The following is a 14,671-nucleotide window of genomic DNA, read 5'->3' as shown; positions in this document are numbered from 1 at the left end:
CACGCCGCTACTTCACCGATCCGGCAGTCAGGCCTTTCACCATAAAGCGTTCAAGCCCAAGGAAAATTAGCATGATGGGCACAGTGGCAATCACGGCCCCAGCCATTAAGTGCTGCCTTGGGATCTCTGAGCTATTGAGCATGGCAACACCCCGAGTCAGGGTGAATTTTGACGGGTCATCCAACAGCATGAAAGCGAGCAGGAATTCGTTCCACGCAATCATGAACACGTACAGCGACACCGAAGCCATGGCTGGCAGGCTAAGCGGCAAGGTGATCTTCCAAATCACTTTCAGCCGAGATAACCCATCCATTAATCCCGCTTCTTCCACTTCGGCCGGTAAGCCACGGAAGTAACCTTGCAGCATATAAAGCGCAACTGGGATGGTGGTCACAGGGTAGATAAGCAAAATGCCAAACAGCGAATTGCGCAGGCCAAGCATGCTGAATCCGATGTAAATCGGCAGCGCCAGTACGATCATTGGCACCATATAAATCAGCAAAATGGAACGGGACATTGCCGCTTGTCCGCGAAAACGTAAACGTGCGACGGCATACGCGCCCGGTACACTGAACAACAAAGTAACAATCACCGTCGCGACGGAAACGCCAAAGGACGTCAGCAGATATTCACCGAAGTTAAACTGCTCGAACAATTCGGTGTAGGAACGAAACAAGCCAAACCCTTTGTCGAGGTCGAGACTGAAATCAAGCGGATTGGCGAGCAAGGCTTGCTGACTTTTGAGGCTGGTCATCACCATCACATAAAACGGCACGGCCACGATAATGATGAAGAACAGGTAACCAAACCAGTAAAGGAAATTGATGATTGCGCCTTCAAACTCATGCCGATCTAGCCATCCTTTCGGCGCATCAACCAACATGCGTGATAGCGGCCAAACGGTGAACAGTGCCATAACCACAAAAGCGACCGCTTGGGACAAAGTATGCACTTCCAATGGCAGAGAAAACGGCTCTAACCCTGTCATGACCAGAAACAGTAGCAAGAACACTGTCGTGCCGCTGACCACCAGCGCTGTTCCTTCAAGGCGATGTTGCATTCGCAGTATATACACTGCCGCAACGGCCCCAGCGATGAGCGAAGCCATCATCACGGGTGCGACGGCTGCGCCTGTCATCAGTGCGAGAGCAACTGTAACCGTAACGGCTGAACTCGCGCCCCACGCAGCGCCGATCATGGCGCACACGAAATCAGATTGGCGATACCAAATGTGTTCGGTAACGGTTCTCATAACCCCTCCTCCCTGCTGACATAACGGAAAAACAAGAACGAGAAAATCAACAAGCACGCGAAGATCACCACAGCAACCGCTGCGCCCGCGCCAATATTCGACAAGGCAAAAGCTTGCTCATACACGTTCACGGTAAGAGTACGTGTGCCTGCATTACCGCCAGTGAGCAGGAAAATGTCGTCAAATTTGTTGAAAGTCCAAATAAAGCGCAACAAGAAAAGCACAGACAAAATACCCAGTAGCTGCGGAATAGACAGATACCAGAATTGCTGGAACGGTGATGCGCCATCCATGCGTGCGGCTTCATACATATCGGCGTCAATGGATTGCATTCGCGCCAAAATGAACAAGAAAGAAAGGGGGAAGTAACGCCAAATCTCAAACACGGTGACGCTAATCAGCGCGAGGGGCTTTTCACCGAAGAAATTGATCGGCGCACTGATCGCTCCCATCTGAATCAACAGCGCATTGGCGGAACCCGAAAAGGGATCAAACAACGTCACCCAAGTAAACGCCACCGCTATCACGGGAGCGACATACGGGAACAGCATTAAGCCGCGAATAATACCTTGGCCTTTAAAGGTTTTGTTCAACAACAACGCCGCCATCATGCCCACAACAAGCGCGCCTATGGTGCCAAACACGGTGTAAAAAATGGTCACCCACAGCACTTCAGCAAATTCTTCGCTATCAAACACTTTGACGAAGTTATCCAGCGTAAAATTGGTGTTGAATAAGTCTGAGCTGCTCACCCCCGTCATTTCGGCTGGGTAATCACGCATCCCAACAGGGTTGGCAAGATAGGCTTCTTCCACCACGACGGGGATCTGGAATCTCTCTTTGTAACCCGGCGTCCAGTTACCCAGATCACAATTCAGTTCACGTGCACTGAGCGTACAATTCTCTGGCACAGACTGAACCGCTAACCCTTCTGGCAACACGTCTTTCAGTGTGACATTGTCAATTGGCTTTTCTCGTGAGCGGTTGGTGAGGCGATATTCAATCTTAATCTCATCGCCGACCGCGGTTGCTTTACCACGAAAACGCTCGTAAACATTCGGTTCAACCGGACGCAGATCAGCGAGCTGTATCGGCTTTACACTGATCCAAAAAATGGTCAGTAATGGCAGCAGCACAACCAAGGCCACTGAGATTAAAGTGGGTGATAACAGCCCCCACGCTAAACGGGTTTCACGCCGTTGCAGCGGCCCCACCCCCTTGGGCGGTTCAGGCTTGATCGTATTGATTTGTTCGCTCATCCCAATTCCTTGGATAATATCTGCCCGTCAGGAGCGGAAGAATCCGCTCCTATGAAGGTGAATGTGAAAGTGAAAGTGACACTATTGGATTTCGGCTAACGCCTTGTTCATGGCATCGACAGTGGAAGATGCATCGCGCTTTCCGTCGATGTATTCGCGTACCAGTCGGTTGATGGATTGGCTGTTAATCACACGAGATGCCAATGCCAACTGACCGTCTGCGACACCCCAACGTTGCGCGTTGTTCAAGCCACTCACTATCTCTTCAATCATTTCAGCTTCGTACAGCTCAGAAAGTGGTGCTTTGCGATCGACACCCACAGGCAGTTTTGACCAAGCTTCGGTATACAGCGTGGGGTTGGTTTCGTCGCCACGGCGAACTGGGAATTTTCCTTCTGGTGCGATAGCCAAGGTATTGGTGTAACCATCACTCATTGAATAGCGCACAAACGCCATGGCGTTATCAATGTCAGCATCTGTCGTGATACCGAAATAACGCACATCGCCCCATGCCGCACCATCTGGGTTAGAAGGGCCAGAAAAGCGTGTCACAATGCCCGTTTTCGATGCCAGTTCACGACTGGTTGGATCGCTATTGATCGTCGGTGGTGCACTGTCTCGCAGGCCTGCTAGCTCATCAAGAATGAAGGGGGACCAAATGATCATGGCTGCCTTGCCTGCAAAATAAAGCTCGCGAGATTGCTTCCAATACAACTCGCCATCTGGCGATGCATTGGCAATTGCTTTGTAGAAATCGAGCACTTCTGTGGTCTTTTTCTTATCCAGCATTTGAATGCCATCTTTGTTGACAGGAGAAACACCGTTCGCGAGGAAAACATGCTCAAGCACTTGGCTCATGAAGTTTTCATCCACTTTGGTAGCGGCGACAAAGCCGAACATTTCAGGCGGGTTGTGAAGTGCTTTCAGCGCCGCAACCACATTCGCGAACGAATCAGGAGCGGCCAATTTTTTCTCGTCGAACAAATCTTTGCGGTAAACGATCATTTGCGTCCAGCCATCGACGGGTATAGCCGCGTAGCCATCAGGCACTGTGGCCATTTGCAACGCACCAGGCGCAAAGGTATCGCCACCCAATTCTTCAATGACTTCCGTGGCGGCGTCGGCGTCCAAAATGCCAGCTTCACTCCACGGCAAGGTGTATTGAAGTGGGTGATAAATCACGTCAGGTAAATCGCCGGCGGAAAACGCGGCCGTTGCTCGCGTTCCAAGGTCGCTCTCGGTCACAGGGATCACTTCTACCTTGGTACCTGACAGTTTTTCAAAATCCTGCGCCATCTCTCTTTGTCGCTCAAGACGCTCAGGCTGTTCTTCCGTGGTCCAGAATCTCAACGTCTCGGCAGACACCGATGAAGCGCCAAACAACGCGGTCAACACGATACCCGCTAGCCAACGTCGCTTACCTGCTTGCTGATTGTTCATGGTTTTCTCCTTATGGTGCGCATCAATCACACTTACTACACATTGCTGCTACCGCTCTCTTCATCACTATGATCATGATGACAATGAGAACGGCGTTGTATCAGTTGGGCATCAACAAGCTCTCGTAACGCTTCCGGTTTTTCGCCACTGATTTGGCGCAGCAACAAGGTCGCAAGTTGCTCTCCGGAGTAACGCATATCCACAGAGAACGTCGTCAAAGGGGGTGATGAAAACTCACTTTCCGGTAATCCGTCATAACCGATCACGGCCAATTCTGAGCCGATGTCTAGCCCTTTTTCTGCTGCTGCTCGGTACACACCTAGCGCAGCAATATCTAACGCGCAAACAATCGCTGTCGGGGGATAAGGCAAATTGAGCAGAGCTGAACCCAATCGATGACCAGCGGCTTTCGTGATGCCTCCAGACACAATCAGCGATTCGTCAATCTCAAGGCCAACACTTGTGACCCCCTGTCGATAGCCATTTTCACGAAGGCGGCTGTAATTGTATTCCTGACCACCGTTAACAAACGCAATGCGTCTGTGGCCTTGTTTCGCCAATAATTTCACTGATTCGCACATGGCTGACTCACCTCGAATATCGAAGTAGCTGACACCAGTTATGTCGGGGATTCGGCCAAAAATCACGAACGGCACCTTGGCGTCTGTGAGTAACTGAACACGAGGATCTTCAACGCGACTTCTCGGCAAAATGAACCCATCAACTTTGTGCTCGGCAATCAAACGCGTCAGCGTAGCCAGTTCATCGTCTTCACTGTTGGCGGTCGCAACGGTTAACGTCCAGTTTTCGCGGCTCACTGCTCGGCTGATCCCATCAATGAAATTGGTCAAAAAGGGACGGTGCGCGTTGTCGTTGCCTAAATTCAACACCAGCCCAATCGCCCTAACTTGTCCTGTTTTGATCGCTTGTGCGTAGCTCAATGCGCGATACCCCATTTCCTCAGCCTTTGCTCTCACACGTTGTTTGGTTATGAGTGAAATATCAGGATAGTCATTGAGGGCACGCGATACCGTGCCTTTACTCAGGCCAAGAGCACACGCGAGATCATTAATGGTCGGTCGTCTGTTTCGTTGTGCTTTTGCCGCATTGGCCGAGCGAGAACTGAAAACCATAAATCACTCATAGTTTGTATCGTTAATTTAAAAACTATTTAACGAAACCGGTTTCGGCAAATAATTAACGTGTCAATATCGAGAAAAAATGCACCAATAAAGGGAGATGTTGTGAGTAGAGAGTGTGGCAAGGTTTGATAACGGGTTTGAAAGTAGCAGATGGTATCGTCAACAGGTCACGCGTTGAGCACCACAATTGGACATGGGAAAACTCATCATTCCTGATGTGAGATGGCAGGTCGTGACGGCGAAATCTCCCTCTTCTGCCTAAACGAAAAAAGACCAGCTTGCTTGCTGGTCTTTCAAATGAATATTTTGAGCGATGGTGTCCGCTAGATAGCGGGCGTTAGCGCGTTAATAACCAATTTACTACAGTTTACGCCCTAGCCTTTTCTCAACCTGTTTCTTTTCCCATTCTGGGCCAAAAAGATTCAGTACTTCAAAGGCGCTAAGACCGTGGGAAACAATGCCAATCCCCCACCCCATGGCTGGCCACCATGCCCAGATATAATCAGGACTGGTCATAAAGTTCAAAATGAACAATCCCGTAATAACCAACACGTAAGTGACAAGGTGTGAGTAGAACCCCTTGATTTCGCGCACTTGGTTGAGAACACGCGTTTCTTCTTCGGTAATGTTAATGTCTGCTGTCATCTCTGGCTCCGGCTCTTTTTGAAGGTCTGATACTTGAAGTTCAAATACAGCAGCCAAAGATTTCAGTGATTCCAGTCCCGGTTTGTCTCCACGTTCGATACGTTGAATAGTGCGAACGCTAAGCCCGCTCATCTCTGAAAGCTGCTCTTGGGACCAACCGCGTTGTAACCTGAGTTTTCTGACAATCATTATTGAATCCTTTCTGCTGTGTGCCCTTTCAATCTACAAAAAACCGGAGAACACTGGCTACGACACCGTCGTGACACTTACCTGACAGTTGTTTAAAAACATAGGTTTAGCACTGTATATCACGGGCATCAACTTAGCCCGCCAGCAATGCGACAGAAAACCGACTGCACGACGAATGTAACGAAATAGCCCGAATAGGTGCCATGAAATCACAAACCCAAACGCACCGACAGCCACGCTGCAATGTCTTTTATCTGCGCCATACAGACTTGATGTTCCATGGGATACGTCGACCAATTTGGCGTAAAGCCCGCAGCGAGCAAGTCATCTCGTGCTTCTTCTCCCATTGCCGGCAATACCTCAGGATCGAAACTGCCATGCATGATTTCTATCGGAAGCGCGCGATTTACTGCTGAATACTCAATGGTGTCAGAGGTCGGAAAGTAGGTTGATAACGTGAGCAAACCTGCCAGTGGATGGGGAAAGCTCAGCGCCGCTTGATACGCGACAGCGCCGCCTTGAGAAAAGCCTGCCAGAATAATGCGCTCTGACGCAATGCCACGTGCCATTTCTCGCTCAACCAAATCAGTGACGCTTTTTGCAGATGCCAACAGTTGTTCCGTATTGAGTTTACGCCCTGCCCCCATCTCTAAAATATCATACCACGCTGGCATGACCATACCGCCGTTGACGGTGACAGCAAGGGAGGGTGAATGCGGAAAGATAAATCGCACCGGTGCAGACGCCGGTAAACGCAGTTCGGGTAGGATGGCTTCAAAATCATGACCATTTGACCCAAGACCATGTAACCAAATCACGCTAGCCGTGGCGGCGACTTGGGGTTCCACTTCTACACATTTAAGCATTGTTGTCTGTCCATATAGATATCGTTATGCCTGGTAGACATAACGATACAGCGAAGCATTCCAAATGGCGACTGGCCGTTACCGTTAAACACTGCGCTCATTTTCAATCACCAAGATGTTGGAAAGGGCCGGCTGAGGTAGAAGCTTGAGAATTGAGAATTGAGAATTGAGAATTGAAAACGATGATCCATATCGCACGCAAATGATTTCACGTGCGAATGCGTGACAGGCTTAAGCGGGTGTCGGCATCTCGGTGCGAAAAACAGTCGCCATCGGAACATTCACCATAATTGATCGGTCAAGCTGTCCCACTTCCATCGCGACCGGACGCTCACCTTCACCGTCAACCAGCAAACCCGTGAGCCCCTTTAACGGGCCGTTGATAACAGCGACCGTGACACCATCAACAAGATTGTTGGCGAGTGAAGTCGATTCATCATAGTGATAAAGAATGGTTTTAATTTTCACAATGTGCGTTTCAGGAATCGCGGCGAGGTAATGACCATTTCTGATCATATGAGAGAAACCTGGCGCTTGCTTCACCTGCGCCAATCCTTCAGGCAGGGTGCGCACAAACACATGAGATTTAAACAATGGCTCATACGTCGTCTTGGTTTTAAAGCCAATCATTTGTCTAGTCGCCCGACGCGGCAGATAAACGTCATACCCTTTTGCCAACAAATGTTCGAACAACATGCTCTCAGAATTGGCGTGGGTATAAACTGCATACCAGCGATAGTAATGCAATTCGCGATCTCCTATTTGGGCGAATGCCAACAAGAAAAATACAAGGTTGGCATTTAAGGCAATGAGGATGGAACAATCAAACACTTACACGGCGGATGCCGATTTTCCGGAGCGATAATATCGCTTCAGCCCCGTACAGAGAAGCGAAAAAAAGCAATGATGAGAGATGGTTTCCTAAAGCAGGTGTGTGGATACGATTGGTGTCACATCAATCCTTGGTGAAATCCTTGGTGAAATGTTTAGTCAGGAAGTGCAATTGATGCTCTATGGGGTATTCGTCGAGTGACATTTTGCACTCGTATCCTAACTTTTCATAAAAAGGTTTTGCTTGAAAACTGAAGGTATCAACCATAGAAGAATGACAGCCTTGTTCAATCGCATAGGCTTCCATCTTTTCCATCAGTGTCTGACCTATCCCTTTGCCGCTCAATGATGGCTCGACCCAAAGAAAACGAATGTACATCCAGTTCCCCCATAGGCGAGAAACAATACCGCCAACGCGAACGCCCTTTTCATCAACCGCATACATGCCGATGTGTGTTTCTTTTATATGATCAACAAACGGGTCGTTGAAGGCGCGAAGTCCAACAAGCACATCATCAATATCTTGCTTGCTGGGGTCGACAACAATCTGATAATTCATCACACCTCCTTGTGCGAAAAGCTAAAGCTTGGAAGACAATCCCGCTAAGCGCTCTGGTGCTCTTCGGCAATGGCCTGCTTCAACTGTTTAATGCGCGTTTCTTTATAGCCAAAAATGCCAAACATCGCGATAGTGACGCCCACACAGGTATAAAGCTGAACTTGCGTGTACACGTTGAAATTTGAGATCAGGAAGAACAGCATCAATGCCATCAGAACAACCTGAATGATCCAACGAGATTTGTCATTGAAGTTGAACGTTTTACTTTCTTCGTCGTACTTAACGTGGACACGGCCAACAAGAAAGCCGAGGTTTATCAGCAAACCGTCGTTATCAGTTGCTTCTTTATAATCAATGCGGTTTAACGCCAAGTATTTTTCCAGACCTTTCAGATCCATGAATTCGTTCTCCTTCAAACGCAAAAAGGCAAAAAACAACAACACGGGTTTTCTGCTCGCCCAGATAATACCAGAACGCTACAAGGGCAGCAGTGCCTAATGCGCAGAACAGCCCCGCAGTACTCACACAAAAAAGTGAGAAAATATTTCACCCCTTTCAGAGACTCGCCCGTTTATATCGAAAAACCCACGATAAAAAGGATCGGGATATGAAGCGTAATCAAGTCTCTATTGCTGTTGCAACAGCACTCACGGTTATCATTGGCTGCTCAGAATCTATCAATGACAACACACCAAACGCCAAAGAAACGCCCACCCCTGCGATTCAGGAAGAAGTCTTGGTGTCACGAGTGGAAGTGGAAGCAGTAGAAGCAGATGCCATTCAAGTCATGCCATCTTCTCCAACAGCAAAAATCGCCTATAACAGTGCTGCGCATAAACAGTTGGCGGTGATGTCGATGCCAAACCCTGCCCCTGACCTTGCCGATCCATTCTTCGAGCCAGAAAATCGCGATAAGTATCTCGACACCCCGAGCAATAGCACCCATTTGGTCGCGACTACCCCGTTATCAACCTTTTCAGTCGATGTCGACACAGGCAGCTACACCAATGTGCGCAGCTACCTCAAGATGGGAAATACGCCACCCGCGGATGCCATTCGCGAAGAAGCTTTCATCAACTACTTTGACTACAACTACCCTGCCCCGTCCACCAAGGTTCAACCGTTTTCAGTCAACACTGAGCTGGCAACAGCGCCTTGGAATGCTGAACGTCAACTCTTGCGTATTGCACTCAAAGGCTATGACATTCCTATCAACGAGCGAAAACCCTCAAATCTCGTGTTTCTGGTTGATGTCTCCGGCTCAATGAACGAACCCAACAAACTGCCCTTGCTAGTGCAAAGCCTTTCTCTGATGGCGAAGAACCTTGGCAGCGACGACAAAGTCAGTCTGGTGACATACGCCGGCAACGCTTCCGTGGTGCTTGAACCAACGCAAGGTGATGATCAACAAGCCATCATCAACGCCCTGAAAAGCCTGCAAGCAGGTGGTGGCACATATGGTGAAAGTGGCATTAGGCTCGCCTATGAACAAGCAAAGAATGGCTTTATCAAAGACGGGGTTAATCGCGTGATTTTGGCGACCGATGGTGATTTCAACGTCGGCGTCACCAGCCTGGATGCACTGAAAGATTTGGTGGAAGAGGAACGTGAAAACGGCATTTCTCTGACCACGATTGGATTTGGACGCGGAAACTACAACGACGCCATGATGGAGCAACTGGCCAATATCGGTGACGGCAACCATGCCTATATCGATACCCTGCATGAAGCACAGAAAGTGCTATTGCGTCAGATGAGCGGCACACTGCAAAGCATTGCATCAGACGTGAAAATTCAAGTCGAATTTAACCCTAACACCGTCAAAGAATACCGTTTGATCGGCTATCAAAACCGCAAACTACGCGATGAAGATTTTAACAATGACAAGGTTGATGCCGGAGAGATTGGTGCAGGCCATACTGTCACCGCGCTTTATGAGGTGACACTCGTTGGCGACCAAGGCCGCATTGACGATCTTCGTTATCAGGTCAATACATCTGGCAAAGCCGGCTTTGGTGACGAACTGGCGCAAGTCAAAGTCCGATACAAACTGCCGGGCGAAGAACAAAGTAAGCTCACCACCCAATTGGTGAATAACAATGGCAAACGCCAGTTCACAGAAGCAAGTACCGACTTTCAGTTTGCCACCGCCGTCGCTGCCTTTGCGCAGAAACTCAAAGACAATCACTACGTGGATGGTTTAGCCTACAGTCAAATTGCTGATATCGCGCGGGAAAACCGAGGCGACGATCCGCACAACTATCGTGGTGAATTTGTCAGCTTAGTGGAGATAGCTCAGAGCCTGTAATGGACAATCAAAGCCTTTAATGAACAGTCTAACTGACGAACAACTGATGGTGAGTTTCAGCAAGGGCGAACAACGCGCCTTTGCTGAACTGTATCAACGCCATAAGAATCCGTTATATCGCTACTTCGTCCGACAACTGGGTGCGAGCCAGCATGCCCGCGCAGAAGAGCTGTATCAGGATGTTTGGTATCGTGTGATCGATAAGCGCGAAAGCTACGCACCATCCGCTAAGTTCACCACTTGGCTTTATCATATCGCCCATAATTTGGTGATTGATGAGCACCGGAAAAATTTGTCGTCCGACGCTTACGCCAAGACACTGAGCGATGAACAAAAGCACACGCCAGACATGGACGGCGATAAACCGCAAGCCATCAAAGCCTGCATGGCCTTATTGGCGCCCTTGCAGCGCGAAGCTTTTCTGTTGCGCCACGAAGCGGGGTTTGAACCCGCACAGATCTGCGAAATTTTGGGGGCAAAAGCCGAAGCCGTTAAAACACGCCTTCGCTATGCGATGGAGCAACTTCGTGAGTGCCTGACGAAAAAACTCGGAGAACGCCAATGACAGCGCCATTCAAAGATGAAGACATCGTCGCGCTGTACAAGGAAAGCGCGACTGAAACCCCAAGTGATGCCTTGGATAATCGTATTCTTGCCCATGCAAAATCCGCTACTCGTAAACCGGTTCCTTGGTGGACGTATGCAGGCGTCGCCGCCACGGTCGGATTCATTGCCTTGCTCGCACCGTGGAAGTGGGTCGACCAAAGCCTGCAATCACCGGCTCATATTGAATTGATGGAAGCGCCAATACCAAAGCAGAACCTCCAGCAAGCAGAAAGCCTAGATCTGGAATCCACGATAGAGGCTGAAATAGAAATAGAAGCCGACACTGCGCCTTTGGAAGAGCGATCCCTGCTGAAATCCCAGCCAGCCGAAGCCTTTAAATCGATGGATAGCCAACGCACACCACAAGCAAAATCCAGCGCGGCAATGAAAGCCAAGCTCAGTCCATTTGCAGAAGTGGAAAGCCTGCTTGTAGAGGGCGAGAAACAGAAAGCCATTGCATTGTTAAAGCAACAACTGGACGAACAGCCAGCGTTATATCGCTCGCTGCCAGCTCATCTCAAACGCCTACTTGATGAAGAAATAAGTAATTGATAAATAACACTTAACTATATATTTCGATATTTGTGGAAATATAACAATTGACGTGATGATTTTTGTTCCTATAATTCTAGAAAAATAGAAATGACAAATTCAGCTTTTTTAGGGAATTTACAGTGACTGATTAGACATCAGTAGGAGAATGAATATGAATCCAGAAATCATGACCATGGCAAAAGAAGCGCTCAATATGTTTGCGTTTCTAGCCACAGAGCTAATCATCTTGTTTCTAGCAATCAGCTATATTGTTGGCATTTTGCAAGAATTTCTTACCCCAGAAAAAGTTCAATCCATCCTGAGTTCGAAAAAGGGGAAAGGTTACTTTATCGCCGCGCTATTAGGTTCGATCACCCCTTTTTGTTCTTGCTCAACGATTCCTTTCCTAAAAGGTTTGTTGCGTGCGAGAGCGGGTTTCGGCCCTATGATGGTGTTCCTGTTTGCCAGCCCATTGCTTAACCCAGTCATCATTGGTTTGTTTGTGATCACCTTCGGCTGGAAAGTGGCAGTATTTTACTTTGCCGTCGCAATGACAGTGTCAGTTGTTGCTGGTTACACCCTTGAAAAACTGGGCTTTGAGCGTTATGTAAAACCAGAAGCGTACGAAGCAGCAGGTGCGTCTTCATGCGGTACTTCTTGCGGTGATTCAAGCGAGAAAAAAGCAGAAGAAAAACCTGCATTAAGCCGCGCTACAAGTGCATGTTGTGAACCAGCTCCAATGGCGGCGAAAACCTATTGCTGTGGTGATAACGCGCAAAAAGCAGAACCAAAAATTGAAGTATCTTGCTGCTCAGCAGACGGCAGTACGACAGCCACGGTTATTGAAGACAAAGAACCAAGCCGTTGGGTACGAATTTGGCACTCAACCTGGAAAGATTTCAAGCAAGTCTTCCCATACCTAATAATGGGTATTGCAATCGGCTCGTTAATCTACGGCTTCATACCGACGGATTTAATTGCCAAATACGCAGGTGAAGCGAAATGGTATGCGATTCCAGTTGCAGCGGTCATCGGTATTCCCTTGTACATCCGTGCTGAAGCGGTCATTCCACTCAGTGCTGCACTGGTACAAAAAGGCATGGCGTTAGGCTCCGTAATGGCACTTATCATCGGTAGTGCGGGTGCAAGTCTTACAGAAGTGATTCTTTTAAAATCAATCTTTAAGAACCAAATGATTGCAGCCTTCTTATTTGTCATCCTAACCATGGCAATCGGCGCAGGTTACCTATATAGCTTTATCTTTGCTTAAACTAAATGAAAATCCTCGAGCGATTGCTTGAGGATTTTTTTCTTTTAGGGGGACGACAATTGCAGAATTCTATGAATGTTGAGAGTATCAGTGCTAACAAATAAAGGCGCAAAACTGTCTCAGCGATTCCGTTAATCTTGAGGGTTTTGTTTCGCACTGATGTCGGCATAGGTGTGAAGCAGCTCTGTCAGGGCGTTAACCCAGCCAAATACATCCACAGGTGCATTTTTCAGTGTTGCTTCAACGTGCTCACAATGTGTTTCAAGGGAAATTGCTTGCTCCAATCGAAACGATATCGCATAGAAGTGCCACAGGATTAATCGCGTCATCCTTTCACTATTTTGCTTCGCATTTTCTGAGTCATCAAAGGCTTGTTGATTTTCACTCAGAGCGATAGCGGTCATACGTAGCATTGCATCAAGACGTGCTGACAACATGCGTTCTTCGCTGTCTATTTCCTCTTGCTCAAACGTGAAGATTTCGCTCATCACGTCCTCTGGCACCATTCTGCTTATGATTCGAGCGCTAAACTCTTCCAGTTCATGGCGTGGCATGGTTACGAGACATTCAAAGGTGTAATCACGAAGCATAAGGTCACTCTAATTCGTTATAGATTTCGATTGTCGCATTCTAAATGCTGAAGTGTGATTTGCCACGGTTTTCTTAGCGCGGCAGCCTGACCAATCCCATGATGATGAAAACCACAATAGTTCCTTGGCAGAAGAGGAAAGCCTATCTAGGGAGGTTTCGGCACCGAGCGCTGAATGAAGAGGGTGTGAGCGATTAGACAATGAGCCTTGGATTAGCTGGGTGTGAGAAGAAGCCAGAGTCTTGCTCCGGCCTTTTTTTGTTTTATTTGGCTTCTACATCATACCAAGGGAAAGGCCCCATAAACTCGTCCGACAAAATGCGCCAGATGTTCATTTCCAACCACTGATCGTAACCCACCCAATTCTCATATTTGGGTAGCTTCAATACTGAGGGGATCCGGAATGGGTTTGTGCCTTTCTGTAACTCAGCATAAAAGCCGATACGTAAATCCTGAATGAACGCAAGTTGGGCCTGAATTTCCTCTTTGCCGCCACCTTGAAGAGGGTTCTCTCCTTCATTGTGAGAAAACACCGCACGGTCGAAATCCAGCGCGAGAATTTCGTTCAACGAACGTTCCCATTCACGCGGGTTAAAATCCGGTACGACAGCAAAGATGACACGATTAGGTGTCACCAGATCGGCAATGTAGGCAATGCGCTCTTTCGGTAGCACGAACACGGTCATGCCCATGCCGTGGTTCAAACCCAGAAAATGCAGTTCAACCTTGGTATCACCAAACATCATATCCTTGCGAGAACCCGACCACGTATCAGTCGGATTGACCATATCCGGATAGGGGTTGGCCTTAATCCACTTCGCCGCATCTTTGTGAGCAAGAATTTTGGCTCCCTGATCAAGGAAGACTTGCCCGCCACTTGAGTGATCCCAGTGGTTGTGCGTTTGAAGCGCCCAGACAATCGGTTTATCCGTGATCGATTGGATTTCTTTAACCATGGCTTTCGCGTGAGGTGTATTGATCGTTTCAAACACAACGACGCCTTCATCGGTCACTGCAAACATGGAGATATACTCTCCAGATTGCGAGAAGGTGTAGATGTTTTGGGCAATCTCTACGGCCTTCGCTGACGCCTTTGCCTGCGCAAGCGGCGCACTGATAAATGCAATATATGCAATAAATATCGAGGCGAGTACCTTGAACCTTTTCATGTGGTCATTCCT

General features: G+C 48.3%; 15 protein-coding genes. 4 read left to right on the top strand and 11 right to left on the bottom strand.

Translation table 11 applies throughout. The features are described 5' to 3' along the window. Positions 1–7: 7 nt before the first annotated feature. The 9 genes from AC3CIC_RS21550 to AC3CIC_RS21510 form a co-directional block, all read right to left on the bottom strand. The gene (locus AC3CIC_RS21550; protein ID WP_488516176.1) at positions 8–1,252 is read right to left on the bottom strand and encodes a carbohydrate ABC transporter permease; all 1,245 of its coding nucleotides are present in this window, start codon (positions 1,250–1,252) and stop codon (positions 8–10) included. Next, positions 1,249–2,511 carry a carbohydrate ABC transporter permease gene (locus tag AC3CIC_RS21545; RefSeq protein WP_488516175.1) on the bottom strand — a complete coding sequence of 421 codons (1,263 nt, stop codon included), beginning with the start codon at positions 2,509–2,511 and terminating at the stop codon, positions 1,249–1,251. Before AC3CIC_RS21545 ends, AC3CIC_RS21550 begins: the two co-directional genes overlap by 4 nt. Positions 2,512–2,592: 81 nt before the next feature. Continuing rightward, positions 2,593–3,951, bottom strand: a complete 1,359-nt coding sequence (locus AC3CIC_RS21540) for an ABC transporter substrate-binding protein (RefSeq protein WP_488516174.1) — start codon at positions 3,949–3,951, stop codon at positions 2,593–2,595. 35 nt (positions 3,952–3,986) lie between these two features. Continuing rightward, positions 3,987–5,084, bottom strand: a complete 1,098-nt coding sequence (locus AC3CIC_RS21535) for a substrate-binding domain-containing protein (protein WP_488516173.1) — start codon at positions 5,082–5,084, stop codon at positions 3,987–3,989. Positions 5,085–5,453: 369 nt separating this feature from the next. After that, complete coding sequence (locus AC3CIC_RS21530) at positions 5,454–5,927, bottom strand: 2TM domain-containing protein (protein ID WP_394208776.1); 474 nt, start codon at positions 5,925–5,927, stop codon at positions 5,454–5,456. 209 nt (positions 5,928–6,136) lie between these two features. Further along, complete coding sequence (locus tag AC3CIC_RS21525) at positions 6,137–6,793, bottom strand: alpha/beta hydrolase (protein ID WP_488516172.1); 657 nt, start codon at positions 6,791–6,793, stop codon at positions 6,137–6,139. 231 nt (positions 6,794–7,024) lie between these two features. Beyond that, on the bottom strand, positions 7,025–7,540 hold the full coding sequence (locus AC3CIC_RS21520; protein ID WP_394208778.1) for a transcription termination/antitermination NusG family protein: 516 nt from the start codon (positions 7,538–7,540) through the stop codon (positions 7,025–7,027). A 208-nt stretch (positions 7,541–7,748) separates the two neighbouring features. After that, positions 7,749–8,183: a GNAT family N-acetyltransferase gene (locus tag AC3CIC_RS21515; protein WP_488516171.1), complete on the bottom strand. Its 435-nt coding sequence runs from the start codon at positions 8,181–8,183 to the stop codon at positions 7,749–7,751. Positions 8,184–8,227: 44 nt separating this feature from the next. Next, on the bottom strand, positions 8,228–8,581 hold the full coding sequence (locus AC3CIC_RS21510) for a hypothetical protein (RefSeq protein ID WP_016959983.1): 354 nt from the start codon (positions 8,579–8,581) through the stop codon (positions 8,228–8,230). Positions 8,582–8,790: 209 nt separating this feature from the next. On the opposite strand from AC3CIC_RS21510, the gene AC3CIC_RS21505 reads away from it, so the two are divergent. The 4 genes from AC3CIC_RS21505 to AC3CIC_RS21490 all read left to right on the top strand — a co-directional run bounded on the left by AC3CIC_RS21505 (position 8,791) and on the right by AC3CIC_RS21490 (position 12,901). Beyond that, on the top strand, positions 8,791–10,491 hold the full coding sequence (locus tag AC3CIC_RS21505; protein ID WP_488516170.1) for a vWA domain-containing protein: 1,701 nt from the start codon (positions 8,791–8,793) through the stop codon (positions 10,489–10,491). Positions 10,492–10,510: 19 nt separating this feature from the next. Further along, positions 10,511–11,056 (top strand): sigma-70 family RNA polymerase sigma factor, encoded by a 546-nt coding sequence (locus tag AC3CIC_RS21500; protein WP_017006596.1) that lies wholly within the window; start codon positions 10,511–10,513, stop codon positions 11,054–11,056. Then, on the top strand, positions 11,053–11,649 hold the full coding sequence (locus AC3CIC_RS21495; protein ID WP_488516169.1) for a hypothetical protein: 597 nt from the start codon (positions 11,053–11,055) through the stop codon (positions 11,647–11,649). The genes AC3CIC_RS21500 and AC3CIC_RS21495 overlap by 4 nt, the downstream gene beginning before the upstream one ends. A 154-nt stretch (positions 11,650–11,803) precedes the next feature. Continuing rightward, positions 11,804–12,901 carry a permease gene (locus tag AC3CIC_RS21490; RefSeq protein ID WP_488516168.1) on the top strand — a complete coding sequence of 366 codons (1,098 nt, stop codon included), beginning with the start codon at positions 11,804–11,806 and terminating at the stop codon, positions 12,899–12,901. A 131-nt stretch (positions 12,902–13,032) separates the two neighbouring features. Here the strand turns inward: AC3CIC_RS21490 and AC3CIC_RS21485 are convergent, their stop codons facing one another. Both AC3CIC_RS21485 and AC3CIC_RS21480 read right to left on the bottom strand, forming a co-directional pair. Continuing rightward, positions 13,033–13,491 (bottom strand): exoribonuclease R, encoded by a 459-nt coding sequence (locus tag AC3CIC_RS21485; protein WP_488516167.1) that lies wholly within the window; start codon positions 13,489–13,491, stop codon positions 13,033–13,035. Between the two features lie 262 nt (positions 13,492–13,753). Beyond that, the gene (locus tag AC3CIC_RS21480) at positions 13,754–14,659 is read right to left on the bottom strand and encodes an MBL fold metallo-hydrolase (RefSeq protein WP_488516166.1); all 906 of its coding nucleotides are present in this window, start codon (positions 14,657–14,659) and stop codon (positions 13,754–13,756) included. Positions 14,660–14,671: the final 12 nt, after the last annotated feature.

This window comes from Enterovibrio sp. QJM3NY_24 (genome assembly GCF_057786035.1).
Note: the sequence above shows the minus strand (reverse complement) of the source record. Positions and strands in the feature narration are given on the sequence as shown.

Excerpts from the sequence above, each read along its gene's own strand:
- AC3CIC_RS21550 (WP_488516176.1), bottom strand. The coding sequence starts at position 1,252 with ATGAGAACCGTTACCGAACACATTTGGTATCGCCAATCTGATTTCGTG.
- AC3CIC_RS21545 (WP_488516175.1), bottom strand. The coding sequence starts at position 2,511 with ATGAGCGAACAAATCAATACGATCAAGCCTGAACCGCCCAAGGGGGTG.
- AC3CIC_RS21540 (WP_488516174.1), bottom strand. The coding sequence starts at position 3,951 with ATGAACAATCAGCAAGCAGGTAAGCGACGTTGGCTAGCGGGTATCGTG.
- AC3CIC_RS21535 (WP_488516173.1), bottom strand. The coding sequence starts at position 5,084 with ATGGTTTTCAGTTCTCGCTCGGCCAATGCGGCAAAAGCACAACGAAAC.
- AC3CIC_RS21530 (WP_394208776.1), bottom strand. The coding sequence starts at position 5,927 with ATGATTGTCAGAAAACTCAGGTTACAACGCGGTTGGTCCCAAGAGCAG.
- AC3CIC_RS21525 (WP_488516172.1), bottom strand. The coding sequence starts at position 6,793 with ATGCTTAAATGTGTAGAAGTGGAACCCCAAGTCGCCGCCACGGCTAGC.
- AC3CIC_RS21515 (WP_488516171.1), bottom strand. The coding sequence starts at position 8,183 with ATGAATTATCAGATTGTTGTCGACCCCAGCAAGCAAGATATTGATGAT.
- AC3CIC_RS21510 (WP_016959983.1), bottom strand. The coding sequence starts at position 8,581 with ATGGATCTGAAAGGTCTGGAAAAATACTTGGCGTTAAACCGCATTGAT.
- AC3CIC_RS21505 (WP_488516170.1), top strand. The coding sequence starts at position 8,791 with ATGAAGCGTAATCAAGTCTCTATTGCTGTTGCAACAGCACTCACGGTT.
- AC3CIC_RS21500 (WP_017006596.1), top strand. The coding sequence starts at position 10,511 with ATGAACAGTCTAACTGACGAACAACTGATGGTGAGTTTCAGCAAGGGC.
- AC3CIC_RS21495 (WP_488516169.1), top strand. The coding sequence starts at position 11,053 with ATGACAGCGCCATTCAAAGATGAAGACATCGTCGCGCTGTACAAGGAA.
- AC3CIC_RS21490 (WP_488516168.1), top strand. The coding sequence starts at position 11,804 with ATGAATCCAGAAATCATGACCATGGCAAAAGAAGCGCTCAATATGTTT.
- AC3CIC_RS21485 (WP_488516167.1), bottom strand. The coding sequence starts at position 13,491 with ATGCTTCGTGATTACACCTTTGAATGTCTCGTAACCATGCCACGCCAT.
- AC3CIC_RS21480 (WP_488516166.1), bottom strand. The coding sequence starts at position 14,659 with ATGAAAAGGTTCAAGGTACTCGCCTCGATATTTATTGCATATATTGCA.